Annotated in this window: 23 protein-coding genes; 12 read left to right on the top strand and 11 right to left on the bottom strand. The window is 60.7% G+C overall.

Features of this window, described 5'->3' with window-relative positions; translation table 11 throughout:
* Window positions 1-50: 50 nt before the first annotated feature.
* Window positions 51-962, bottom strand: coding sequence for an EamA family transporter (locus AB7M25_RS02900; protein WP_429560391.1), 912 nt, complete (start codon window positions 960-962; stop codon window positions 51-53).
* Between the two features lie 364 nt (window positions 963-1,326).
* Window positions 1,327-1,785 (bottom strand): response regulator, encoded by a 459-nt coding sequence (locus AB7M25_RS02895; RefSeq protein WP_218481244.1) that lies wholly within the window; start codon window positions 1,783-1,785, stop codon window positions 1,327-1,329.
* A gap of 253 nt (window positions 1,786-2,038) precedes the next feature.
* On the opposite strand from AB7M25_RS02895, the gene AB7M25_RS02890 reads away from it, so the two are divergent.
* The 8 genes from AB7M25_RS02890 to AB7M25_RS02855 all read left to right on the top strand — a co-directional run bounded on the left by AB7M25_RS02890 (window position 2,039) and on the right by AB7M25_RS02855 (window position 11,217).
* Window positions 2,039-3,979 carry a putative nucleotidyltransferase substrate binding domain-containing protein gene (locus AB7M25_RS02890; RefSeq protein WP_116582284.1) on the top strand — a complete coding sequence of 647 codons (1,941 nt, stop codon included), beginning with the start codon at window positions 2,039-2,041 and terminating at the stop codon, window positions 3,977-3,979.
* Entirely contained in the window at window positions 3,976-4,683 is a 708-nt protein-coding gene (locus AB7M25_RS02885; protein WP_429386598.1) for a 3'-5' exonuclease, read from the top strand. Before AB7M25_RS02890 ends, AB7M25_RS02885 begins: the two co-directional genes overlap by 4 nt.
* A gap of 194 nt (window positions 4,684-4,877) precedes the next feature.
* Entirely contained in the window at window positions 4,878-5,396 is a 519-nt protein-coding gene (locus AB7M25_RS02880; protein ID WP_429386597.1) for an RNA polymerase sigma factor, read from the top strand.
* Window positions 5,393-6,367 (top strand): FecR domain-containing protein, encoded by a 975-nt coding sequence (locus AB7M25_RS02875; RefSeq protein ID WP_429386595.1) that lies wholly within the window; start codon window positions 5,393-5,395, stop codon window positions 6,365-6,367. The genes AB7M25_RS02880 and AB7M25_RS02875 overlap by 4 nt, the downstream gene beginning before the upstream one ends.
* A 218-nt stretch (window positions 6,368-6,585) precedes the next feature.
* Window positions 6,586-9,021 (top strand): TonB-dependent siderophore receptor, encoded by a 2,436-nt coding sequence (locus AB7M25_RS02870; protein ID WP_454236959.1) that lies wholly within the window; start codon window positions 6,586-6,588, stop codon window positions 9,019-9,021.
* A 72-nt stretch (window positions 9,022-9,093) separates the two neighbouring features.
* Window positions 9,094-10,224 (top strand): PepSY-associated TM helix domain-containing protein, encoded by a 1,131-nt coding sequence (locus AB7M25_RS02865; RefSeq protein ID WP_454236958.1) that lies wholly within the window; start codon window positions 9,094-9,096, stop codon window positions 10,222-10,224.
* A complete protein-coding gene (locus AB7M25_RS02860; protein ID WP_429386588.1) occupies window positions 10,221-10,400 on the top strand; it encodes a hypothetical protein in 180 nt (59 codons plus the stop codon). The genes AB7M25_RS02865 and AB7M25_RS02860 overlap by 4 nt, the downstream gene beginning before the upstream one ends.
* Window positions 10,401-10,587: 187 nt before the next feature.
* A complete protein-coding gene (locus AB7M25_RS02855) occupies window positions 10,588-11,217 on the top strand; it encodes a glutathione S-transferase (RefSeq protein WP_429386586.1) in 630 nt (209 codons plus the stop codon).
* Between the two features lie 12 nt (window positions 11,218-11,229).
* Here AB7M25_RS02855 and rloA2 read toward each other — a convergent pair whose 3' ends face one another.
* Window positions 11,230-11,736: a retropepsin-like aspartic peptidase RloA2 gene (rloA2, locus tag AB7M25_RS02850; RefSeq protein ID WP_429386584.1), complete on the bottom strand. Its 507-nt coding sequence runs from the start codon at window positions 11,734-11,736 to the stop codon at window positions 11,230-11,232.
* A gap of 305 nt (window positions 11,737-12,041) precedes the next feature.
* On the opposite strand from rloA2, the gene AB7M25_RS02845 reads away from it, so the two are divergent.
* Window positions 12,042-12,929, top strand: a complete 888-nt coding sequence (locus AB7M25_RS02845; RefSeq protein ID WP_429560389.1) for an acyltransferase — start codon at window positions 12,042-12,044, stop codon at window positions 12,927-12,929.
* 1 nt (window position 12,930) lies between these two features.
* Here the strand turns inward: AB7M25_RS02845 and AB7M25_RS02840 are convergent, their stop codons facing one another.
* Window positions 12,931-13,485: a DUF2780 domain-containing protein gene (locus tag AB7M25_RS02840; RefSeq protein ID WP_454236957.1), complete on the bottom strand. Its 555-nt coding sequence runs from the start codon at window positions 13,483-13,485 to the stop codon at window positions 12,931-12,933.
* A 287-nt stretch (window positions 13,486-13,772) separates the two neighbouring features.
* On the opposite strand from AB7M25_RS02840, the gene AB7M25_RS02835 reads away from it, so the two are divergent.
* The 3 genes from AB7M25_RS02835 to AB7M25_RS02825 are packed head-to-tail and all read left to right on the top strand — an operon-like array spanning window position 13,773 to window position 15,718.
* Complete coding sequence (locus AB7M25_RS02835; protein WP_429517784.1) at window positions 13,773-14,366, top strand: fasciclin domain-containing protein; 594 nt, start codon at window positions 13,773-13,775, stop codon at window positions 14,364-14,366.
* 54 nt (window positions 14,367-14,420) lie between these two features.
* Window positions 14,421-15,047, top strand: coding sequence for an RNA polymerase sigma factor (locus tag AB7M25_RS02830; RefSeq protein WP_429517786.1), 627 nt, complete (start codon window positions 14,421-14,423; stop codon window positions 15,045-15,047).
* Entirely contained in the window at window positions 15,044-15,718 is a 675-nt protein-coding gene (locus AB7M25_RS02825; RefSeq protein ID WP_429386576.1) for an anti-sigma factor, read from the top strand. Before AB7M25_RS02830 ends, AB7M25_RS02825 begins: the two co-directional genes overlap by 4 nt.
* Window positions 15,719-15,945: 227 nt before the next feature.
* Here AB7M25_RS02825 and fdhA read toward each other — a convergent pair whose 3' ends face one another.
* The 7 genes from fdhA to glyA form a co-directional block, all read right to left on the bottom strand.
* A complete protein-coding gene (gene fdhA, locus AB7M25_RS02820; protein WP_007980407.1) occupies window positions 15,946-17,145 on the bottom strand; it encodes a formaldehyde dehydrogenase, glutathione-independent in 1,200 nt (399 codons plus the stop codon).
* Window positions 17,146-17,346: 201 nt separating this feature from the next.
* On the bottom strand, window positions 17,347-18,204 hold the full coding sequence (gene purU, locus AB7M25_RS02815) for a formyltetrahydrofolate deformylase (protein ID WP_429386574.1): 858 nt from the start codon (window positions 18,202-18,204) through the stop codon (window positions 17,347-17,349).
* Window positions 18,205-18,353: 149 nt separating this feature from the next.
* A complete protein-coding gene (locus AB7M25_RS02810; RefSeq protein WP_104450050.1) occupies window positions 18,354-18,986 on the bottom strand; it encodes a sarcosine oxidase subunit gamma in 633 nt (210 codons plus the stop codon).
* Between the two features lie 155 nt (window positions 18,987-19,141).
* Window positions 19,142-22,159, bottom strand: coding sequence for a sarcosine oxidase subunit alpha (locus tag AB7M25_RS02805; RefSeq protein ID WP_126047960.1), 3,018 nt, complete (start codon window positions 22,157-22,159; stop codon window positions 19,142-19,144).
* A complete protein-coding gene (locus tag AB7M25_RS02800) occupies window positions 22,156-22,485 on the bottom strand; it encodes a sarcosine oxidase subunit delta (protein WP_007980417.1) in 330 nt (109 codons plus the stop codon). Before AB7M25_RS02800 ends, AB7M25_RS02805 begins: the two co-directional genes overlap by 4 nt.
* A gap of 15 nt (window positions 22,486-22,500) precedes the next feature.
* A complete protein-coding gene (locus tag AB7M25_RS02795; protein WP_007980419.1) occupies window positions 22,501-23,751 on the bottom strand; it encodes a sarcosine oxidase subunit beta in 1,251 nt (416 codons plus the stop codon).
* A gap of 23 nt (window positions 23,752-23,774) precedes the next feature.
* Window positions 23,775-25,028, bottom strand: a complete 1,254-nt coding sequence (glyA, locus tag AB7M25_RS02790; protein ID WP_429386572.1) for a serine hydroxymethyltransferase — start codon at window positions 25,026-25,028, stop codon at window positions 23,775-23,777.
* Window positions 25,029-25,282 lie beyond the last annotated feature (254 nt).

Below are 25,282 nucleotides of genomic sequence, written 5' to 3'. Positions count from 1 at the left end.
CCGGTTGAAAAACCGGGGGATTTTTGTTTCTGCTTCCTGCAAATGCAGGGCTATCTCCTGTAGCGCAACGCATTGGCAGCGATGTGCTGGCCTATTCTCGATGCATTCATGAACAAGGCAATTCCAAGGACCGTGATGATGAGAGCAAACAGTTTTTCACCACCAATGGGGTCGTCGAGTACATACCACGAAGTCAAAATACCCGATATCGGAACAATCACTGACAACGGTGCAACCTGACTCGCCGGATACTTCTCAATCATTCGGTTCCACACCCAATATCCGAATACCGTCGCCACATAGGCTTGGAACAGAACAGATAGCAGCACCGGAGCCGTTATGTCCGTTAGCAACGTTTGGAAGGGGACTGCCCCCTTGACCCAGTAAGTCATCAGATATAGAGGAGGTGTTGCATACAGACTCGACCAAACGACAAAGGAAAATATATCAACCACTTTGCTTCTCTTGACCAGCACATTGCAGAGACTCCAGAACAATGCGCCGAGCAGTACGAGGAAGAGCCCAAAGCTTTCGGCATCACCATGCGTTACATGAATAATGAACATCAGTCCCACCAGCGCCATGAGAATGCCGGCCACTTGTATTACCGTCATTTTCTCGCCAAACAGCAGTACGCCCCAGATAACCGTAAAAAAGGCACTGAATTGCAAGAGCAAGGATGTCACTCCGGCACCGACGCCAAGAAACATGCCATAGTTCATCAGCCAGCACATTCCGACACCAAACAAAAAACCGTAGACTATAGTTACAAAAGTACTTACACCCTTCGGTTTCGGGATGAAGAACACTAGTGGTAATGCACAGAAAGTAAAGCGCAATGCTGTCAATATGAACGGATCAATACCGTCAAGACTGATATCAATTACCGTAAAATTGCTTCCCCACATGACTGTCACACCGATAACAAGCACAAGATCGCGAAACTCCATTCTTTTTTTCATATCGTTCTCATTGCGTTATACATCCACACAATCCAGGAAGAGCAATGCCCTGACCCTTGCCAGTATTTTGTCTGCAGGAACTAGCCGAAGCCTGAACACACAATAACCATCGACATACTCATGCCGCTAAAATCGGAGAGCCAAACTGACAACCTGGAGAGTGCTATAACAGACTTTATTAAACCAAGCTCGACATCAAACAAATGCCTAAATTGGTTTCAGGAACTGAACGATAGCTGAGTTGCGGATAGAAAAAACAAGCTATTTGTGAGTAGTTTTTTCGCAGATCAATTAGACAAACTTAATTACAAGTTAAACCCACAAAAACAAATCGAACCTGTAATTAACAATTACAGGAGATCAGTTATTTAATACCCAATTCGCGCTTTACCAGTGCCAGCAAATGACTGGCATCGATCGGCTTGAGCAGAAAGTCCACCACATTCAAATGCATCGCAGCAATGGCATCTTTCACGTCGGCGTCACCCGACACTATGATGATCGGCAATGCCGCCCGTACCGACTCGCGTACCTGACGAATCAGATCCAACCCATCTACATGGCCCATCCGCAGGTCGGTGATCAGTAATCCGATCGAGAGCTTTTTGATTTCTGCCTCAGCCACCAGGATATTGAGTGCCGCTTCGCCACTGGCTGCTGTCCTGCTGCGAATCCCCTCCAACGCAAGGATCTCTGACAGCAGTTCCCGGGCGTCTTTATCGTCGTCGACGATCAACACCCGTTGCAGTGGCAGGTCAGGTTCCAGCATGACGGCACTCAGCGCTTCGCGCTCGGCATCGCTCAAAATATCGTGGTCGGACATGGCTTTCTCTACATGTTCAATACAATTCCCTAGCACAGTGGTGAGACATCGCTAAGCAGACCATCAATGTGCACTTCGTCGGATACTTTTCCAATACCAAGATAGAGAGATTTCTCTCTCAATTGCGTAAGAGTTTTCCGACATTCCCTCACGCAGATTACCTACCTAGACTTACGTCCAATGGGCACCCCGGCCACAGGGGCCGACCATGGTCCGGTCATCCGACTACAACAATTCAAAAAAGACTGCGGTAATGGTTATGAGTAAAGCGGACGCCTTCACACAGGCAGGGAAAACCGCGGTGTTGCAGAACATCCAGGGCACGTTGCAATTCCTGCAGCGCTTCCCGCCCTTCAACCAGATGGAACACGCTCACCTGGCGTATCTGGTCGAGCAATGTCAGCTGCGTTTTTACGCTCCCGGCGAGAGCATCATCAAACCCGCCGACGGCCCGGTCGAGCACTTCTATATCGTCAAGCAAGGCCGGGTCGTGGGCGAGCGTCCGGATACGGCAAAAGGTGGCACCGAAACAGTCTTCGAGATCACTACCGGCGAATGTTTTCCCCTCGCGGCGTTGCTGGGTGAACGGGCGACCCGTACCGAGCATCTGGCCGGCGAAGACACCTTTTGCCTGCAACTGAACAAGCCGGCGTTCATCCGCCTGTTTTCGCTATCGGACACCTTCCGCAACTTCGCCCTGCGCTGCGTCAGCAGCCTGCTGGATCAGGTCAACCAGCAAGTGCAGCAAAAAGCCGTGGAAACCCTCGGCACCCAATATTCGCTCAATACCCGACTGGGTGAATTGGCCATGCGCCACCCGGTGTCATGCGCCCCGCAGACACCCTTGCGCGAAGCCGTGACGTTGATGCACGAACAACAGGTCGGCAGCATCGTGGTGGTCGATGAACTCAAGGCGCCCCTGGGGATTTTCACCCTGCGCGACCTGCGTCAGACCGTGGCCAACGGCAGCAGTGATTTCAATGAAGCCATCGAAGGGCACATGACCCGGGCGCCGTTTTTCCTGTCGCCGGATCACAGTGCATTCGACGCGGCGATAGCCATGACCGAGCGTCACATCGCCCATGTCTGCCTGGTCAAGGACCAACGCTTGTGCGGCGTGGTTTCCGAGCGCGATCTGTTTTCCCTGCAACGGGTCGACCTGGTGCACCTGGCGCGCACCATCCGCAACGCGCAGAAGGTGGAAAACCTGGTGGCGCTGCGGGGCGAAATCGGTCAACTGGTCGAGCGCATGCTGGCCCATGGCGCGTCTTCGACGCAGATCACCCACATCATTACCCTGCTCAACGATCACACCGTGTGCCGGGTGATCGAACTGACCCTCGCCGAAAAAGGTGATCCCGGCGTGCCATTCAGTTGGCTGTGCTTCGGCAGTGAAGGCCGTCGCGAGCAGACCCTGCACACCGATCAGGACAACGGTATTCTGTTCGAAGCCAGGGATGCGGCCCATGCCGCCGAGATTCGCGGCAAGCTGTTGCCCATCGCCCAGCAGATCAACCAGAGCCTGGCGCTGTGCGGCTTCACCTTGTGCAAGGGCAATATCATGGCCGGCAACCCCGAGCTGTGCCTGTCCCGGGCCGAATGGGCGCGGCGCTTTGCGGCGTTCATCCGCGAGGCCACCCCGGAGAATCTGCTGGGTTCGAGCATCTATTTCGATTTGCGCGTGGTCTGGGGTAGCGAGCAAGGCTGCGAGCAGTTGCGTCGGGGCATTCTCGATCAGGTCGGCGACAATCGTTTGTTCCAGCGCATGATGGCCGAGAATGCGCTGCGCAATCGCCCGCCCGTAGGGCGTTTGCGCGAGTTCGTGCTGACGCGCAAAAATGGCGAGAAGGCCACCCTGGATTTGAAAATTCAGGGGCTGACCCCATTTGTCGACGGCGCCCGGCTGTTGGCCCTGGCCCATGGCATCGAGGCCAATAACACGCTGGAGCGTTTTCGCCAATTGGTCGCCAAAGAGGTCATCGAACCCCTGGACGGCGCCGCGTATGAAGAGGCCTATCACTTCATCCAGCAAACCCGCATGCAGCAACATCAATTACAGACCCGGGAGAATTTTCCCTACTCGAACCGGGTCGATCCCGACAGCCTCAATCACCTGGACCGGCGCATCCTGCGTGAGTCCCTGCGTCAGGCCCAACGCCTGCAGAGCAGCCTGACCTTGCGGTATCAGTTATGAGCCTGTTTTCCTGGCTGCGCCCGCCGAGCCCGACCCTGCCCGCCGACCTGCAACATCGCCTGGAACGCTTGCCGGCCGCTGCCGCCCTGGGCGAATGCAGCCTGCGTGAACAGCGCTGGGTGGTGCTCGATCTGGAAACCACCGGGCTGAACCTGAACAAGGACCATGTGTTGTCGATTGGCGCGGTAGCGATCGAGGACGGGGCTATCGACTTTCGTCAGCAGTTCGAACGCACCTTGCAATATCCGCAAGTAAAACTCGGCCCCAGTGTGCTGATCCACGGCATTGGCCCCAGCGCCATTGCGGCGGGCAGCGATCCCGCAGAAGCGCTGGTCGACCTGATGGAGTACCTCGGTGACAGTCCGGTACTGGCCTTCCACGCGCCGTTTGACCAGCACATGCTCGGCCGTGCGCTGAAAGATCATCTGGGTTTCAAGTTGCAGCATCCGTTTCTGGACGTGGCGGACATTGCACCGCTGCTATGCCCCCAGGCGCACTTTCGCGAGGCAGGGCTGGACGACTGGATCGACTGGTTCAAGCTCGAAGTCTTCGAACGTCACAACGCCAGTGCCGACGCCCTGGCCACCGCTGAACTGGCGCTGATCCTGTTCAGCCGCGCACGGCAGCAGCAGATTCATAGCCCGTTGAATTTGCAACAGCGCCTGAATCAGTGGAAGCGTCGGCAACAAGCGCCGTCCTTCTAGTCTTCGGCGCCTGCTCTGGCCTCATCGCGGGCAAGCCCGCTCCCACAGGAGTACCGAAACCCCTGTGGGAGCGGGCTTGCCCGCGATGAACGATGACGCGGTCTCCCGACCAACGCCGATTGCGGACCTCCCGCGCCTCTGCCACAATCGCGAACAATTCTCGTTAGTTAATACTTCCCAAGCGGTGATGCGGCGTGTCGTCAGTCCCAAGCCCTCAAAGTGAGCTCGTCGGTGCGTTATATCGCGACCATCGCGGTTGGCTATTGGCCTGGCTTCGACGCAACGTCGCCTGCCCGCAGCGGGCCGAAGACCTGAGCCAGGACACGTTCGTGCGCTTGCTGGGCCGTGAGGAACTGAAGGAACCACGCGAACCGCGGGCATTTCTGGTAGCCATCGCCAAGGGCCTGCTGTTCGATTATTTCCGTCGCGCCGCACTGGAACAGGCTTACCTCACCGAGCTGATGCTGATTCCCGAAGCCGAACAACCGTCGGCGCAAGAGCAGCACATGATCCTCGAGGACCTGAAAAACATCGACCGTTTGCTCGGCAAGCTTTCCACCAAGGCCCGGGCAGCGTTCCTCTACAACCGTCTCGACGGTCTTGGCCACGCAGAAATCGCCAAGCGCCTTGGGGTATCGGTGCCGCGGGTGCGCCAGTACCTGGCCCAGGGCATTCGCCAGTGCTACATCGCGCTGTACGGTGAGCCGACATGAACCCGCTCAGTTCCAAACCGGTATCGGCCAACGTGCTGGACGCAGCGATTGCCTGGCAGTTGTCCATGGATGGCGCCAACCCGGTAGAGCGCGAAGAATTCGCCAAATGGCACGCTGCCCACGAAGAGCACGCCCGCGCCTGGCGCCAGTTGGGCATGCTCGACCAACGCTTCAACGCAGCCAGTGGCCCGGCCCGCACTGCCCTGCTGCAATCGCGCGAAGGCATCCGCCGACGGGTGCGCAAGCTCGGCAATGGCGTGGCGAGCGTGGTGGCCGTGATCGGTTTGGCGCTATTTGCCGGGCCACGTTACCTGCCGATCGATTACTGGCTGGCCGACCAGCGCACCGCTGTTGGCGAGCAGCGCACCCTGCGCCTGACCGATGGCACGCTGGTCAATCTGAACACCCACAGTGCGCTGGATGTGCGCTTCGATGAGAAGCAGCGGCGCATCGTGCTTCAGGAAGGCGAGATCCTGGTTGAAACCGGTCACGGCGATCCCCGGCCGTTCATCGTCGAAACCCGTGAAGGCAGCATGCGCGCGCTGGGTACGCGGTTTCTGGTCAAGCGTGAAGAAGAAGGCACACGCCTGAGTGTGTTGCAGTCGGCGGTGGCGGCTCACCCCGAGTCCAGCCCGGATGAACAGATTCTGCGCGAAGGCCAGCAGGTGTTGATCCGCAATAACGGCCTGGGTCCGGTTCTGGCCGTCAACTTTGGCGCGGATGCCTGGACCCGGGGCATGCTGGTGGTGGACAACACGCGGCTGGAAGATCTGGTGCATGAAATCGGTCGCTATCGAACCGGTTACGTCGGCGTTGCGCCGGAAGTGGCCGACCTGCGCATCACTGGCAGCTTCCCCCTGCGTGATACCGACCTGGCGCTCAATGCCCTGCTGCCGACCCTGCCCGTGCAGATCGAACAGCACACGCAATGGTGGGTGACGGTGAAAGCGAAGGCCGAAGCCAAGCCCTGAGCAAGGCATCCATTGTAGGAGCTGGCTTGCCAGCGATGGTCGTTAACGATAACGCGCGCTCACTGGATAAACGCGGTGCTTTTGAGTGCATCGCTGGCAAGCCAGCTCCTACAAAAGCCAAACACTGAATAGAAATTATTTCCATCCAGCCCTATCACTTTCTGATTCTCGTTCGGCACACAGGCAATTGAGAAATGTTTCCATTCAGGAGCCGCTGTATGTCCCGTTCGCTGAACACCCTGTTGCGCCCCAGTTTGCTGGCGGTCGCCGTTGCCCTTTGCACCCCTTTGGCCTGCAGCCAACTGGTCGCCGCTGAGCAGGCGTCAAGCGTTCGCGCCTACAACCTGCCAGCCGCACCATTGGCCAGCACCCTGAACCAGATCGCCAGCCAGGCCGGCCTGGCCTTGTCGTTGAACCCATCCCTGGCGGCAGGCAAAACCTCGGCGCCAGTCAACGGCCAGTTCGACGCCGCCGGCGCCCTGCGCGAGGCCCTGCGTGGCACCGGGCTGCAACTGGAGCAAAGCAGTGCCGGCACCTACAGCCTGGTGGCCGTGCCCGAGGGCGTGATGGCTCTGCCGGCAACCAGCGTGATTGGCGTGGAAGACGCTGAAAGTGCCTGGGGCCCGGTGCAAGGCTACGTGGCCAAGCGCACCGCCGCCGGCACCAAGACCGATACTGCGCTGGTCGAGGCACCACGCTCGATTTCAGTCGTCACTCGCGAGCAGATGGACGACCGCAACGCGCATACCCTTGACGCCGCCGTGCGCTACCTGCCGGGCATCACTGCCAGCAGCTACGGCAGCGACACCCGCGCTGACTGGTTGCGCGTGCGAGGTTTCGAGCCGACTCAATTCCTCGACGGCCTGCCCCTGCCAAAAGGCGTCTACGCCAACCCGAAACAGGAAACCTGGAACCTCGACCGCCTGGCCTTGCTGCGCGGCCCGGCCTCGTCCGTGTACGGCCAGACCCCGCCAGGCGGCCTGCTGGACATGGTCAGCCGTCGCCCGAGCGCCGAAGCCAACAGCGAGATCCAGCTGCAGTACGGAAGCGACAACCATCGCCAGATCAACTTCGCCAGCACCGGCAAGATCGACGACGAAGGCCGGTTTCTCTATGGCGTGAGCGGCGTGGTGCGTGACGGCGGCACCCAGATCGACCATATCGATGACAAGCGCTACAACATTGCGCCAAGCCTGACCTGGAACATCGACGAAGACACCCGTTTCACCCTGCTGACGCAGTTCACCCGTGACGATACCGGCGTTACCAGCCAGTTCTATCCGATTCAGGGCACCAAGATCGACATGCCGTTCGGCAAGATCTCGCACCACAAGAACCTGGGTGATCCGGACTACGATTTCTACGACCGCACCTATTACGCACTGGGTTATGCCTTCGAGCATCGCTTGAACGATGTATGGCAGTTCCGCCAGAACCTGCGCTACACCAAGTCGGACCTGTCGTTCCAGACGGTGACCGTCAACAGCTACTTTCCCTCCATCGGCTTTGTCGTAGACGATGAAGGCAACACCGGGCGCGGCACGACCAATGTCGACGAAGACATCAGCCAGTTCGCCGTGGACAACAACCTCCAGGCCGACTTCGCCACCGGCGACATTAATCACACGCTGTTGATCGGCCTGGACCACCAGCGCAGCAACACCAACTACACCTCGATCTTTGGCAACGCACCGGCCATCAACGTCAACGATCCGGTCTATGGCTTGCCGATCACCCGTCCACCACGCTCCTCGGCGTTTTATGACTATGACCAGAAGACCTACCAGACCGGTCTGTACGTCCAGGATCAAATGGCCCTCGACCAATGGCGCCTGACCCTCGGCGGTCGTGAAGACTGGGTCCATACCGGCACCAAATTCTTCAACAAGGGTGATGCCACCAACACCGAGCGCGACAAGAACTTCAGCGGCAACGCGGCGATCAGCTATGTGTTCGACTCGGGCTTCGTGCCTTACTTGTCCTACGCCGAATCGTTCCAGCCGGCCAGCAATGCCGTCGCCTCGCCGACCGATTCGTTCAAGCCGACCGAGGGCAAGCAGTGGGAACTGGGTATCAAGTACCAGCCACCGGGCAGCAACACACTACTGACGGCCGCTGTGTATGACCTGACCCAGAAAAACGTTTCCGTCACCAACAATGTGGGCAACGTGACGGTCACCAGCCAGACCGGCGAAGTAAGGGTCAAAGGCCTGGAGCTGGAAGCCGTTTCCGACGTGACCGAAAACCTCAAGGTCACCGCCGCCTACACCCTGGCCAGGTCCGAAGTGCAAGACGGGGCGTTCAAGGGCAATCGCCTGCAACTGATGCCTAACCAGCAAGCATCGGTGTGGGGCGACTACACCTGGCACAACGGCGTGCTCGATGGCTTCGGCATCGGCGCCGGCGCGCGCTACACCGGCAACACTTACGGCGACGAGGCCAATACCTGGCTGGGCAAGGCCGGTGCCTACACGGTGTTCGACGCCGCGGTACACTACGACCTCGGCCGCCTGGACAACAGCCTCAAGGGCGCTTCGCTGGCCGTTAACGCCACCAACCTGTTCGACAAGGACTACATCTCGACTTGCGATAGCTTCTATTGCTACTACGGCGACCAGCGCAGTGTCGTCGCCAGTGCAACCTACAAGTGGTAACACGTTGAGCTGATACGCCCAATGACCAAGCCGTCCCCAAAGGACGGCTTTGGTTTTTCTGAAGGCTATGAAATGAAAAGTAAAACAATTCGCCGCTGGTCCGCTGTTCATACCTGGACCAGCCTGATTTGCACGGTGTTCCTGTTGCTGCTGGCACTGACCGGCCTGCCGTTGATCTTCCATCACGAGATCGACCACCTCCTCGGTGATGCAGCCGAGCTGAAGCAGATGCCGGCAGACACCCCGCTGCTTGACTTGCAGCAGCTGGTAGCGGCGGCTGAAAAGCATCGCCCTGGCGAAGTCTTGCAGTATTTCGGCTTCGAGGACGACGAGCCCAATGCCGCGATTGCGATCATGGCCCCCACCGCCGGCACTGAACCCAATTCGTCCCACACCTTCATGCTCGACGCCCGTACCGGCGAGGCCCTGGAGATGCCGTCGGCCAACGGTGGTTTCATGATGGTCATGCTGCGCCTGCACGTGGACATGTTTGCCGGCTTGCCGGGCAAACTGCTGTTGGCGTTCATGGGGATTCTGTTCGTGGTGGCGATCGTCTCCGGCACCGTCTTGTACCTGCCATTCATGCGCCGCCTGAAGTTCGCCACCGTGCGCCAGGACAAATCCACCCGCCTGCGCTGGCTCGACCTGCATAACCTGATCGGCATCGTGACCTTGACCTGGGCCCTGGTGGTCGGCGTGACCGGCGTGATCAGTGCTTGCGCCGATCTGATCATTGCTGCCTGGCGCAACGACAGCCTGAGCGCGATGGTCGCGCCGTACCGCGATGCGCCACCGCTGACGCAACTGGCGCCCGCCACCCGTTTGCTCGATATCGCCAAGGACGTCGCGCCGGGCATGCAGCCGGACTTCATCGCCTTCCCCGGCACACGGTTTTCCAGCGAGCACCATTACGCGGTGTTCATGAAAGGCAGCACGCACCTGACCTCGCACCTGCTGACACCGGTACTGATCGACGCCAGCACCCTGCAAGTCACCGCCGTGGCCGAGCGGCCCTGGTACATGGATGCCATGGGCATGTCACAACCACTGCACTTTGGTGACTACGGCGGGATGCCGATGCAAATCCTCTGGGCAACCCTGGATGTGCTGACCATCATTGTGCTCGGCAGCGGAGTCTATCTGTGGGTGGTGCGGCGCAAGGCTGCCAGGCCTGTGCTGGAAAAAGCGGAGAACGTGGCATGAAGCCCCGGCAGTCGAATTTCCGCAAGGTCTTTGCCATTCCCAGCGTCATCGCGGTGCTCAGCGCGGCAGGGCTGTTCGCCGCGTTGCTCGGGGATGGTGTGTGGGATTCACTGAGCTGGGTGGGGCTGGGCATCCCGGCTGTGCTAGCCCTACGCGGCCTCCTGCAACGCCGCTGACCCCCTGTAGGAGCGAGCTTGCTCGCGATGGTCGTTAACGATAACGCGGGGAATCTGACACCCAGCGGCGTTCTCAGGTCCATCGCGAGCAAGCTCGCTCCTACATGAGGCCTGCGTTGTTTGGGATATTGAGCTATCGCCCCAACACGCTATGCTGCCCGACTCTGCCACCGATCGAGACGCTCCCATGTCCGCCCCGAGCATGACCCTGTACCACAACCCGCTCTCTCCCTTCGTTCGCAAAGTCATGGTACTGCTGCACGAAACCGGTCAACAGGACCGCGTGGCGCTGCAGACCAGCGTCCTCACCCCGGTTACCCCGGACCTGACCCTGATCGACGACAACCCCCTGAGCAAAATCCCTGCGCTGCGCCTGGCCGATGGCAATGTCATCCATGACAGCCGGGTCATCCTCGACTACCTCGATCAGCAGCACGTCGGCAACCCACTGATCCCACGCGAAGGCTCGGCCCGCTGGCGGCGCCTGACCCTCGCCTCACTTGCCGACGGGATCATGGACGCGGCCGTGCTGGTGCGCTACGAAGTCGCCCTGCGTGCCCCGGAGAAACACTGGGACGAATGGCTCGACAGCCAGCGCGACAAGATCCGCCGCGCCCTGGCCCTGCTGGAAAAGGACGCGATTGCCGAGCTGACCTGCCACTTCGACGTGGCCGCGATCAGCGTGGCCTGTGCACTGGGTTACCTGGACCTGCGCCATCCGGATCTGGATTGGCGCACGGCGAATCCGCAACTGGCGGCGTGGTACTTCGAGGTGAGCCAGCGGCCTTCGATGATTGCGACGATGCCCAGGCTTTAAGCCTTCGAAAAATCAGCAGTCCGGCTTGTCGGCCGTAAATCGCCGAGCCGGATTCACCGCCGCGCCAAACTCACGCAATGCCTTGGCGCCGATCAGCAACGGGTAGTTGAAGCTGCTGCGGTCTGTCAGGTTGACCTCGACCGTGCGCTTGACGTGCCCCAGGCACAGCTCCAGATCGACCACCGGACGCTTGGTCGGCGCGACGACTTCGCTGTCCTCCTCGTCCTCTTCGGAGCGGGTCTTGATCTTGCTGATGCGCGCGACCTTGTGTTCGTAGACCTGGTTGCCCGCATCCTTGGTGGCCAGGCGGAAACGCACCCAGTCTTCGCCGTCACGCTTGAAGGTTTCGATGTCCTTGGCCGACAGGGATGCGGTCAGGGCGCCGGTGTCCATTTTCGCCTTGAGGACCTGCCCGCCGATTTCCGGCAGGGCGATGTATTCGTAACGCCCGTACAGGGTCGGCTCGGCGGCCATGACCGGCAGGGCCAGGAGGGAAAGCAGTGCGAGGAGCGATTTCACGTCTTGGACTTCCTTGGAAAATGGGGCGTCGGATGCGAGGTTTTAGACAGTCGTTGAGCCATTCGTTCGCCCCTGAGGTCCCTTCGCAGGCAAGCCAGCTCCCACAGGTTTTTGCATTGTTCGCAGGTTTCGCACTCGACACGAACACTGTGGGAGCGGGCTTGCCCGCGAAGAGGCCAGCCTATTCAATACAACTTCAGCGTCGAGCATAGCCATTCGAAGGTGAAACATTCGTCATCCGCCGATTTGGCCTGTCGCGCGAAGCTGCTTATCATGGCGCGCCCAACCGCTTCCACGAGTGACTTATGCGCCGCCTGCTCACCGGCTGTTTCGTGACCCTGCTGCTTCTGCTCAACACCCTGGTCCTGATCGGGCCGTTGATGGTGTTTGCCCTGCTCAAACTGATCCTGCCCGGCCGCTTGCGCGATTACGCCTCATGGTCGGTGATGTGGATCGCCGAAACCTGGTCGGAAATCGACAAGCTGATTTTCCGCGTCTGCATCCCCACCCAATGGGACATCCGTGGCGGTGAAGATCTGCGCCGCGATACCTCGTATCTGGTGATCAGTAACCATCAATCCTGGGTCGACATCCCGGCGCTGATCCAGACGCTGAACCGGCGCACACCGTTCTTCAAATTCTTCCTCAAGAAAGAGCTGATCTGGGTACCCTTCCTGGGCCTGGCGTGGTGGGCGCTGGACTACCCGTTCATGAAGCGCTACAGCAAGGCGTTCCTGGCCAAACACCCGGAGCTGGCGGGCAAGGACCTGGAGATCACCAAAAAGGCCTGCGAGCTGTTCAAGCGCCAGCCGGTGACGGTGGTCAACTATCTGGAAGGTACGCGCTTCACCGCAGCGAAAAGCGCTCAACAGCAGTCGCCGTTCACTCACCTGCTCAAGCCCAAGGCTGGCGGCGTGGCATTCGTGCTGGCGGCAATGGGCGAACAACTGGACGCCGTTCTCGATGTGACGGTGGTTTACCCGCAGCAGAAGATTCCGGGGTTCTGGGATCTGATCAGCGGCAATCTGCCAAGGGTCATCATCGACATCAAGACCCGCGAGCTCGACCCGGCGCTATGGCAGGGCGATTACGAAAACGATCCGGTGTTTCGCGAGAACATCCAGAACTGGGTCAACCAGCTCTGGATCGAGAAGGACCGGCGCATCGACGCCTTGCGCGCCGAGCGCTGCTGAATCAGCTACCGATGCCGGTGCCCCAGATGCTGCCCAGGCTGCTCAACAGCGTACCGCCAACGCCCTGCTGACCGAGGTACTGCAGGAGCACCGGAGCAAACTGGCCGATCATGCCGCTGTCCATGCCCAGGGCGCTGAAGGCGTTGTTCAGGTCGTTGGTGTCCTTGACGTTGCCCAGGGCGTTATCCAGCCCTGCCGCTTTGCCGCTGGAGCCGAGCAGGCCGGCCAGCGCGCCCAACTCACCGCCACCCGAGAGCATGTCGATGCCCGGCACGCTTTTGGCCAATTGCGCGTAGTCGGTCGAACTCAACTGGTTCTTCGCCAGGCCCAGCATTGCCCCGGCGCCGCCGATGGCTTGCTCTGGGGTGATGTCCAATTCACTGAGGGTGCTCAGCAAATCGGCAGTCTGCGGCGTCGGTGCGGCGGTCGCGGCCGTGTCATCGCCCTTCATGCCGGCAATGACATTGGCTGCATCGATCAGATTGAACTGTGCAAAGGCCGGACTGGCAGCCAGGGTCAGGAGTGATGCCAGTGCAAAACCGCGTGAAATCTTCATTCAGACATCCTCGATGAACACCGCCCGGCAATGGGCGGCGAAAAACTGTGCATTGGACTGACGCCCTCAAGGATTGTTCCCGGCCCCCTGTAGGAGCGAGCTTGCTCGCGATGGACTCCAGGGCGCTGCGTTTATCCAGGCAGTCCCCGTCTTCGTTAACCTCCATCGCGAGCAAGCTCGCTCCTACAGGAAAAACTTCCCCCGCTCTGCATCCAGCCTGCCCCCACGCCCGTATATCAAGCACGGACAGACACTCCTGGCCGATTCTCATCACAAGGATCATCACCATGAAACGCACTACGATCAAAACGCCATTGATTGCCAGCCTGCTGACCCTGGCCCTTGGTGGCGGACTCGTCCTCAACACCGTGCAAGCGGCGGACATGGGCCACGACACCGTCACGGTCGGCGGCCAGACCATGCTGCCAAGCAAGGACATCGTCGATAACGCAGTGAACTCCGCCGATCACACCACCCTGGTCGCCGCAGTAAAAGCCGCCGGCCTGGTCGACACCCTCAAGGGCAAAGGTCCGTTCACCGTGTTCGCCCCGGTCAACTCGGCCTTCGCCGCCCTGCCCGCGGGCACCGTCGACACCCTGCTCAAACCGGCCAACAAGGCCACGCTGACCCACATACTCACCTACCACGTGGTCGCCGGAAAACTCGACATGATGACCCTGTCCGAGAAAATCAAAGCAGGTGGCGGCAAGGCCGAATTGACCACGGTGGCCGGCGGCAAACTGTGGGCCATGATGAACGGCCCGCACAACATCACCATCAAGGATGAAAAGGGCGACGTCGCTGACATCACCACCTACGACGTGTACCAGTCCAACGGGGTGATTCAGGTCATCGACAAGGTGCTGATGCCCAAAGGCTGAGCCGTGCCGCCGCCCTCGCGCATCGAGGGCGGCGGTCCGCCCGAGGTGGTCGCCGTGAATGGAACAACTGCGCGCCGTGAACTAACCTCTGCCTGCAACCGGCCCCCTGCTCCGCTTTCCGGGAGAACCACCATTCCCATCACCGACGCCGATCAGCTCAGGCAACTGCTGGCCCAGTGTTCACTGGGCGACCGCCGCGCCTTCGAGACGCTGTACCGCAGTGTCGGCCCGCGCCTGCACGGGGTAGCGCTGCGCTTCATGGGCCGTCCGGACCTGGCCGAAGAGGTATTGCAAGAGAGCTTCGTACGCATCTGGAACAACGCACCGCGCTACGAAGCGCATCTGTCGGCGCCGTTGACCTGGATGATCAACATCACCCGTCATCAGGCCATCGACCAGTTGCGCAAACACCGCGATCGGCCATTGAGTGATCTCGAAGAACAGAGGCTCGTGGATGAAAGCCCATCGGCCCACGAGCAACTGGACAGAGCTCGCGAAGCCAGCGCCTTGAACCGTTGCCTGGACAGCCTCGAAGGCATGCAGCGCCAGTCGATTACCGTCGCCTATTTCCAGGGACTGTCGTGTTCCGAACTGGCCGAACACCTGGCCGCGCCGCTGGGCTCGGTGAAGTCCTGGATCCGCCGCGGCATGGAACGCCTGCGCAGGTGCCTTGAATCATGAACTATCGAACCCCGACCCTGCGCCGCGCCCTCGCCGCCGACTATGCCATTGGCCTGATGCCTGCCACCGCGCGCCGGCGTTTCGAACAGCTGTTGCTGGAAGATGCGGCCTTGCGCGCAGAACTGGCACAGTGGCAGGAAAGCCTGGTCAGCCTGACCGATGCCCTGCCGGAGCAGCCGGTGCCGGATCGCGTCTGGCAAGGCATTACCGCGCGGATCGAACCACAAGAGCTGCACGTGCCAGAGAAGCGTCCGTTCTGGAATTGGCTGCGAATGACGGCGGCGGTTTGCTCGCTGCTGGTCGCAGTGACGCTCGGCGTCCTCTACCTCCCCGACGACGCCCGCTACAGCGCCACGCTGGTAAGCGCCGACGCGCAGCCGGCGTTGCGCGTGCAGGCTCACGAGGATTACCTGCAAGTCGAGCCACTGGCGTTGGCCGCAATCGGGCCGGATCGCAGCCTGGAACTGTGGGCGATACCGGCGGACGGCAAGCCGATTTCCCTCGGCGTGATTCCGCCGAAAGGCAAAGGCAAGGTCGAATTGAGCGAGACGCAGAAAGCGCTGATCGGCAAGCCGATTGCGCTGGCGGTCAGCCTTGAACCGAAGGGTGGCTCGCCGACCGGACAACCGACAGGGCCGGTGCTGTACCAAGGGGCGTTGGCGGCGCTTTGAAAACACTGATCCGCTTTTGCGAGTGTGCTTTTGTGGCGAGGGAGCTTGCTCGCGCTCGGCCGCGCAGCCGTCGCAAACCACCCACCACGGTATAACTGATAGACCCCACGCTCATGATTCAGGGCCGCTTCGCAGTCCAGCGCGAGCAAGCTCCCTCGCCACAAAATGGATACACCGCCCAAACAAAACGGCGACCCGAAGGTCGCCGTTTTTTATTGCGTGAAAACTTACGCCGCGCTGAACATCTTGTGCGGATCGATCACAAACTTCTTCGGCACGCCCGCATCAAACTCGCCATAACCCTGCGGAGCCTGATCCAGGCTGATCACCTGAACGCCCACCACTTCGGCGATGTTGATACGGTCCCACATGATCGCTTGCATGAGCGCGCGGTTGTACTTCATTACCGGCGTCTGGCCGGTGTGGAAGCTGTGGGACTTGGCCCAGCCCAGCCCGAAGCGGATGCTCAGGCTGCCCATTTTCGCGGCAGCGTCGACAGCACCCGGGTCTTCGGTCACGTAGAGGCCGGGAATGCCGATCTTGCCGGCGACACGCACCACGCCCATCAGCGAGTTGAGCACGGTAGCCGGGGCTTCGTGTTTCACGCCGTCATGGCCATGGCCACGGGCTTCGAAGCCGACGGCGTCGATGGCGCAGTCAACTTCCGGCTCGCCCAGCAATGCGGCGATCTGTTCGTGCAGCGGCGTGTCGAGGGACAGGTCGGCGATCTCGAAACCCTGGGCCTTGGCATGGGCCAGGCGAACGGTGTTGACGTCACCGATGATCACCACCGCCGCGCCCAACAGACGAGCCGAAGCCGCCGCCGCCAGACCGACCGGACCGGCACCAGCGATGTACACGGTGCTGCCTGGGCCAACGCCGGCAGTCACGGCACCGTGATAGCCGGTCGGCAGGATGTCGGAGAGGCAGGTCAGGTCGCGGATTTTTTCCATCGCCCGGTCGCGATCCGGCAGTTTCAACAGGTTGAAGTCGGCGTACGGCACCATGGCGTATTCCGCCTGGCCACCGGTCCAGTCACCCATGTCGACATAACCGTAAGCACCGCCCGGGCGGGCCGGGTTGACGCTCAGGCACACGCCGGTGTGCATTTCCTTGCAGGAACGGCAGCGCCCGCAAGCCACGTTGAACGGTACGGACACCAGGTCGCCGATTTTCAGGTTCTCGACGTCGCTGCCCTTCTCGATCACTTCGCCGGTGATTTCGTGGCCCAACACAAGGCCGGTTTGCGCCGTAGTACGCCCGCGCACCATGTGCTGGTCGGAACCACAGATGTTGGTGGAAACCACTTTGAGAATGACCCCGTGCTCGATCTTGCGACCGCGCGGGTCCTGCATTTTCGGATAGTCAATCTTCTGTACTTCGACCTTGCCAGCGCCGAGATACACCACACCACGATTGCCAGACATGCTTTCACCTCGCTGTTGTTTTTATGGAACCGCGTTGCCCAGGCAGGCAGCGCGTTAAGTACTCGGGTTATTGCCTGTTTGTCTTGCGTTGTTTGTAAGGGCCCCTTCGCTGGCAAGCCAGCTCCCACAGTGATTGGGGTGAGCACAGGATTTGTGAACGACACAAAGCCCTGTGGGAGCTGGCTTGCCAGCGATGGCGATCTAAAGAACGACCGTTCTGTTGGCGTTCAAAAACACGCGGCGCTCAATGTGATAACCCACCGCCCGCGCCAGTGTCAGCCCTTCGATATCCCGCCCTTTGGCGATCAAATCTTCCGGGTAATGGCTGTGGTCCACTGCCTCCACACCCTGGGCAATGATCGGGCCTTCATCCAGGTCGTTGTTGATGTAATGCGCCGTGGCGCCCACCAGTTTCACCCCCTTGTTGTAAGCCTGGTGATAGGGCTTGGCGCCCTTGAAACCCGGCAGCAGGGAGTGGTGGATGTTGATTGCCTTGCCATCGAGCTTGCGGCACAACTCTGGCGACAGCACTTGCATGTAACGCGCAAGGATCACCAGCTCGGCACCGGACTCTTCGATCACCTGCCACACTTGACGCTCTTGCGACGGCTTGTCGTTCGGGTCCAGCGGGAAGTGGTAGTAGGGAATCTGGTGCCAGTCAGCCAGTGGCTTGAGGTCCGGGTGGTTGGAGACCACTGCGGCCACGTCCATCGACAATTGGCCGATGCGCTGGCGATAAAGCAAATCGTTGAGGCAGTGATCGGCCTTGGAGACCATGATCACCACTTTCGGCCGGTAGTTCGGTTCAGTCAGTTCGAAGGTCATGCCGAAGGCTTCACCGCGCTCGGCGAGCCCCGCGCGGAATGATTGCTCGTCGAAGCCGTCGGGTTGACGGAATTCCACACGAATGAAAAAACGGCCCGAGAGCCGGTCATCGAAAGAGTGGTGCTCGGTGACGTAGCAGCCCTGCTCGAACAGAAAGCGGGTCACCGCGTCCACGGTGCCGAGGACGCTGGGGCAGTCGGCGGTCAGAATCCATGTGTCTGGGGCGCGGCTCATGGTGCGGTGACTCCTGAGAAATCGGTGGATGCCTACTGTAGGAGCGAGCCCTGCTCGCGATGGAGGTCAACAATGACGCGTACTTTCTGATTCAACGCGTTGCCTTGAAGTCCATCGCGAGCGAGCTCGCTCCTACAGTGGCGGTGTGATCAAGCCTGAACGCTGAGGCCATACTCGGCAGAAGCATCCTGCAACCACAGCCACCAGTAATCCGAGAAGCTGCGACGAATCAGCAGTTCCCAGGTGTCTTCGGCGGTGTGACGGATCATCAGTTGCGACTTGGCGAACACCGTGCCGACCGCTTTGCCCACCGGAAAGTTGTTCGGATGCACGTCGTAGCTGGTGGACTTCATCAACACCTGGCGCACGTTCGGGCCGCTCAGTTCGAGGAGTTGCTGGCCGCCGCTGACGTTGACGATTGCAATGTGCAGATCGCCCAGTGCTTCGCGCAGTTTCTGCTCGGCGGCGAACTCTTCACCGGTCGGCACGATCAGCAGCCATTCATCCGGCCCCATCCACTGCAGGCTGGTCTCGCCTTTGACGATGACGGTCAGTGCGCCCGGCAACTCGATGCCAAGGGCCTTGTGCACGCCGGCGGCGAACGCGGCATCGTGGCCGTCGCCACGAATGGTCAGGTGGCCGAGGAGTTTTTTCTCACGCACGGTCACGCCGGCGTTCTTGCGACCCTTGCCCACCAGGCTGGCGAGGTCGGCATGATGCAACGACGACTCGGCCTTGGCCCCGGAGGTTGGGCGTTGTTGGTAAACATTGGCTGCGGTCATAAAGCACCTTTCCTGAATTCTGTTGTGAGGCTTGTGGTGACTGATCTGACGCCATCGCTGGCAAGCCAGCTCCTACAAATTCGCGTAAACCCTGTAGGAGCCGGCTTGCCGGCGATTCAGACGACGCGGTTCATCAGATGCACCGCACGTGGCCGTTAAACGTTCTGGCGTTCGCCTTTCGGATCGAAGAACACCGAAGAAACGATTTCCGCCTCGATCACGCTGCCATCGGCCAGCGGTGCGAACACTCGCTCGCCCATCCGCTGCAACCCACCCTTGACCACGCCCATGGCAAACGAATAGCCCAGGGAGTTGTGCAGGTAGCTGGAAGTCACGTGACCTACCATGGTCATCGGGATGGCTTGCTTGGTGTTGAACACCAGTTGCGCACCTTCCGGCAGCCATTTGGTCGGATCGATCGGCTTCAGGCCAACCAGCTGTTTGCGCTGATCACGCACACAGTCTTCACGGTTCATGCCACGCCAGCCGATCCACGAGAACGGTTTGGTGCGACCGACACACCAGCCCATATTCAGGTCGTCCGGGGTCATCGAGCTGTCAGTGTCCTGACCGACGATGATGAAACCCTTCTCGGCCCGCAGCACGTGCATGGTTTCGGTGCCGTACGGGGTCAGGTTGTACTTCTTGCCAGCATCGACGATTTTTTCCAGCACACCCATCGCATAGTCGGCTTGCACGTTGACTTCGTACGACAGCTCACCGGTAAACGAAATCCGGAACACTCGCGCCGGCACACCGCCGACCAGGCCTTCTTTCCAGGTCATGAACGGGAAGGCTTCGCTGCTCAAGTCGATGTCGGTGACTTCGCTGAGCAGCTTGCGGCTGTTCGGCCCGGACAGCGTCATGGTTGCCCAATGGTCGGTGACGGAGGTGAAGTACACCTTCATGTCCGGCCATTCGGTCTGGTGGTACAGCTCCAGCCACTGCAGCACGCGTGCCGCGCCGCCGGTGGTGGTGGTCATGACGAAATGGTTGTCGGCCAGGCAAGCCGTCACGCCGTCGTCGAAGACCATGCCGTCTTCTTTGCACATCAGGCCGTAACGCGCCTTGCCCACGTCGAGCTTGGTCCAGGCGTTGGTGTAGACGCGGTTGAGGAACTCGCGCGCATCCGGGCCCTGGATATCGATCTTGCCCAGGGTCGAAGCATCGAGCAGGCCGACGCTGTCGCGCACGGCTTTGCATTCGCGCTTGACCGCGGCGTGCAGGTCTTCACCGGATTTCGGGAAGTACCAAGGACGTTTCCACTGGCCGACGTCTTCGAACTCGGCGCCGTTTTTCAGGTGCCATTGATGCAGCGCGGTGTAACGCACCGGCTCGAAGATGTGCCCACAGTGACGACCGGCCACGGCGCCGAAAGTCACCGGCGTGTAGTTCGGACGGAACATGGTGGTGCCCATCTGCGGGATGGTCACGTTCAGCGAGCGGGCGGCGATGGCCAGGCCGTTGACGTTGCCGAGCTTGCCCTGATCGGTGCCGAAGCCCAGCGCGGTGTAGCGCTTGACGTGCTCGACCGACTCGAAGCCTTCGCGGGTCGCCAGTTCGATGGCGGCGGCAGTGACGTCGTTTTGCAGGTCGACGAATTGCTTCGGCGCCCGTGCGGTGTTCTTTTCATGGGGAACCTGGAACAGCGCCAGGGTCGGCTCTTCGAGACGGCTCAGGGCTTTAGGCAACACGCCTTCAATCGTCTGGAACCCGGCTTCGGCAGCGGCGCGGGCGCCACCTTCAAAACCGTCAGCCAGAGAATCGCCAAGGCCGTAGACACCGTTGATGCCACCGACGCATACGCGTTTCTGCGGTGCTTCACCCGGTACGAAACCGAGGATGTCTTCGCGCCAGATCGGCTTGCCACCCAGGTGCGAAGCCAGGTGAACCACCGGGCTGTAACCACCAGAACTGGCCACCACATCGCAATCAAGCCATTCGCCAGGACTGGTCACGGCGTGGGCCTTGACGTCGATGGCAGCCACACGGGCAGCGGTCACGCGCTTGCTGCCACGGGCCTCGATCACGGCGCTGCCGGTGAGAATGCGGATGCCTTTGGCACGCGCCTCTTCCACCAGCGCACCACGCGGGTTACTGCGGGCGTCGGCGATGGCCACCACTTGCAGGCTGGCATCGAGCCAATCCAGGGCAACGCGGTAGGCGTGGTCGTTGTTGGTCGACAGCACCAGCTTCTTGCCCGGTGCCACACCGTAACGACGCACGTAGGTCGAGATGGCGCCGGCGAGCATGTTGCCCGGCACGTCGTTGTTGCCGTAGACCAGTGGGCGCTCGTGAGCGCCGGTCGCCAGCACCACACGCTTGGCACGAACCCGGTGAATGCGCTGACGCACCTGGCCAATCGGTGCGCGGTCGCCGAGGTGATCGGTCAGGCGCTCGTGAATGGTCAGGAAGTTGTGGTCGTGATAGCCATTGACGGTGGCGCGCGGCAACAGCAGCACATCCGGGGTGTTCTTCAGTTCGTCGATGACGCTGGCGACCCACTCGGTCGCAGGCTTGCCGTCGAGGCTTTCGCGGGAGTCGAGCAAGCTGCCGCCGAACTCTTCCTGTTCGTCAGCCAGAATTACACGGGCACCGCTACGCGCAGCCGCCAGTGCAGCCGCCAGGCCGGCAGGGCCAGCACCGACGATCAGCACGTCGCAGTGCTGGTTCATGTAGTCGTAGGTGTCCGGATCGTTCTCGGTCGGCGAACGACCCAGGCCGGCGGCCTTACGAATGTACTTCTCGTAAGTCATCCAGAACGATTGCGGGTACATGAAGGTTTTGTAGTAGAAGCCCGGCGGCATCAGCTTGCCGCCGACCTTGCCGAGAATCCCCATCATGTCGTTGTTCACGCTCGGCCAGCCGTTGGTGCTGGTGGCGACCAGGCCTTGATACAGCGCTTGTTGCGTGGCGCGCACGTTCGGGATCTGCGTGGCTTCGGTGGCGCCGATCTGCAGCACCGCGTTCGGCTCTTCGGCACCGGCGGCGAAGATGCCGCGCGGACGGGAATACTTGAAGCTGCGACCGATAATGTCGACGCCGTTGGCCAGCAGTGCAGCGGCCAGGGAATCGCCTTCAAAGCCTTTGTAGTTCTGGCCGTTGAAGGTGAAGCTCAAGACTTTGTTGCGGTCGATCCGTCCGCCGTTGGACAGGCGATTGATCTGGCTCATACCTTCTCTCCCAGAGCCGTGCTGGCCGCTTTCGGGCTATCGGTCTTGTCGGTGAATTGTGGCTTGGTGCCGATCTTGTAGGTTTCGAGAATCTCGTAGGTCACGGTGTCGCGGGTGACGTTGAAGTACTGACGGCAACCGGCGACGTGATCCCACAGCTCGTGGTGCAGACCGCGCGGGTTGTCGCGGAAGAACATGTAGTCGCCCCACTCCTCGTCGGTGCAGCTGTTCGGGTCCAGTGGGCGCGGGATGTGCGCCTGGCCGGATGCATGGAATTCCTCTTCGGAGCGCAGTTCGCCGCAGTGAGGACAGAAGATATGCAACATAGGAAATTTCTCCTGTTAGTGGGCGACGGCAGCAGCGCCGTGTTCGTCAATGAGCGCACCGTTGTGGAAACGATCGATGGAGAAAGGTGCGGCCAACGGGTGCATTTCGCCCTTGGCCAGGCTTGCGGCAAACACGTTGCCCGAGCCAGGTGTGGCCTTGAAGCCGCCGGTGCCCCAACCGCAGTTGAAGAACATGTTAGGTACCGGGGTTTTCGAAATGATCGGGCAGGCATCCGGCGTGGTGTCGACGATGCCGCCCCACTGACGGTTCATGCGCACGCGGGACAACACCGGGAACATCTCGACGATGGCCTGGATGGTGTGCTCGATCACCGGGTACGAACCACGCTGGCCGTAGCCGTTGTAGCCGTCGATACCGGCGCCGATCACCAGGTCGCCCTTGTCGGACTGGCTGATGTAGCCGTGCACCGCGTTGGACATGATCACGCTGTCGATAATCGGCTTGATCGGCTCGGACACCAGCGCCTGCAGCGGGTGGGATTCGATCGGCAGGCGGAAACCGGCGAGCTTGGCCATGTGCCCGGAGTTACCGGCAGTCACCACGCCGACGCGCTTGGCGCCGATAAAGCCTTTGTTGGTTTCCACGCCGATGCACACGCCGTTTTCCTTACGGAAACCGATCACTTCGGTCTGCTGGATCAGGTCCACGCCGAGGGCGTCGGCGGCCCGGGCAAAGCCCCAGGCCACGGCATCGTGACGGGCCACGCCGCCGCGACGCTGGACGGTCGCGCCCATCACCGGGTAGCGAGTGTTTTTCGAGCAGTCGAGGTACGGGATCTCGTCAGCCACTTGCTTGGCATCCAGCAGTTCGCCGTCGACGCCATTGAGGCGGTTGGCGCTGACCCGACGTTCGGAATCACGGATGTCCTGCAGGGTATGGCACAGGTTGTAGACGCCGCGCTGGGAGAACATCACGTTGTAGTTCAGGTCCTGGGAAAGGCCTTCCCACAGTTTCATCGCGTGTTCGTACAGGTGGGCCGACTCGTCCCACAGGTAGTTGGAACGCACGATGGTGGTGTTGCGCGCGGTGTTACCGCCGCCCAGCCAGCCTTTTTCGACCACGGCCACGTTGGTGATGCCGTGTTCCTTGGCCAGGTAGTAAGCCGTGGCCAGGCCATGCCCGCCACCGCCGACAATAACCACGTCGTAGACCTTTTTCGGGGTCGGCGTGCGCCACATGCGCTGCCAGTTTTCATGGTGGCTGAGAGAGTGTTTGAAGAGGCCGAAGCCCGAGTAGCGTTGCATAGTCATTTACTCCAAAACCGCACTCAGCGATAAACCGGGAAGTCCGCGCACAAGGCTGCCACTTGCTCGGCGACATTGGCTTCGACATCGGCATCGCCGAGGTTGTCGAGGATGTCGCAGATCCAGCCGGCCAGCGTGACGCACTGGGTCACCTTGAAGCCGCGCGTGGTCACCGCCGGGGTGCCGATGCGCAGGCCGGAGGTCACGAACGGCGACTGTGGATCGTTCGGCACAGCATTCTTGTTCACAGTGATATGGGCGCGACCGAGGGCGGCATCCGCGTCCTTGCCGGTCAGGCCCTGACGGATCAGGCTGACCAGGAACAGGTGGTTGTCGGTACCGCCGGACACTACATCGTAGCCGCGTTTGATAAACACGCCGGCCATGGCCTGGGCGTTGTCGATCACTTGTTGCTGGTAAGCCTTGAAGCCGGGCTCCAGCGCTTCCTTGAAGCACACCGCCTTACCGGCGATCACGTGCATCAGCGGGCCGCCCTGGGCACCTGGGAAAACCGCCGCGTTGAGCTTCTTCTCGATTTCTTCGTTGGACTTGGCCAGGATCAGGCCGCCACGTGGACCGCGCAGGGTCTTGTGGGTAGTGGTGGTGACCACATCGGCATAAGGCAGCGGGTTCGGGTACAGACCGGCGGCGACCAGACCGGCAACGTGGGCCATGTCGACGAACAGCAGCGCACCGACCTTGTCGGCGATCTGGCGGAAGCGCGGGAAGTCGAGGGTCTTGGAGTAGGCCGAGAAACCGGCAACGATCATCTTCGGCTTGCACTCGACGGCCAGGCGCTCGACTTCGTCGTAGTCGATCAGACCGGTCTTGGTGTCGATGCCGTACTGCACGGCGTTGTACAGCTTGCCCGAGGACGACACTTTGGCGCCGTGGGTCAGGTGACCGCCGTGGGCCAGGCTCATGCCGAGGATGGTGTCGCCGGCTTGCAGCAGGGCCAGGTACACGGCGCTGTTGGCCGAGGAACCGGAGTGCGGCTGGACGTTGGCGTAATCGGCGCCGAACAGTTGCTTGGCGCGTTCGATGGCCAGGGCCTCGACTTTGTCGACGTGCTCGCAGCCACCGTAGTAGCGCTTGCCCGGGTAACCTTCGGCGTATTTGTTGGTCAGGCCGCTGCCCTGGGCCTGCATCACACGCTTGCTGGTGTAATTCTCCGACGCGATCAGCTCGATGTGATCTTCCTGACGTTGCTCCTCGGCATTCATCGCCGCCAGCAGTGCATCGTCGTAACCCTGGATCTGGTCTTGCTTGCTGAACATCGCGTCTCTCCCAGCGGCGGCGGTGCGCCATTCGTCTCGGTGAGGCACTGGCTTTTCGGCAGTGCCCTTTGGTAGCGATGGTATGACTGGCTTGGAGTCGTCAAATGCCTACGGGCGCCACGCAAAGGTGCGTTTACGACATGGCGGGAAATGGCATGCCGAACACGACCGTCGATCCAGCGCAGATCTCCTGTAGGAGCTGGCTTGCCAGCGATGGGGCGTCACATTCGGCATTTATATCGACTGACCCACCG

The organism is Pseudomonas sp. AP3_22 TE3818, from assembly GCF_053628995.1.
This window is presented reverse-complemented; position numbering and strand designations above follow the sequence as displayed.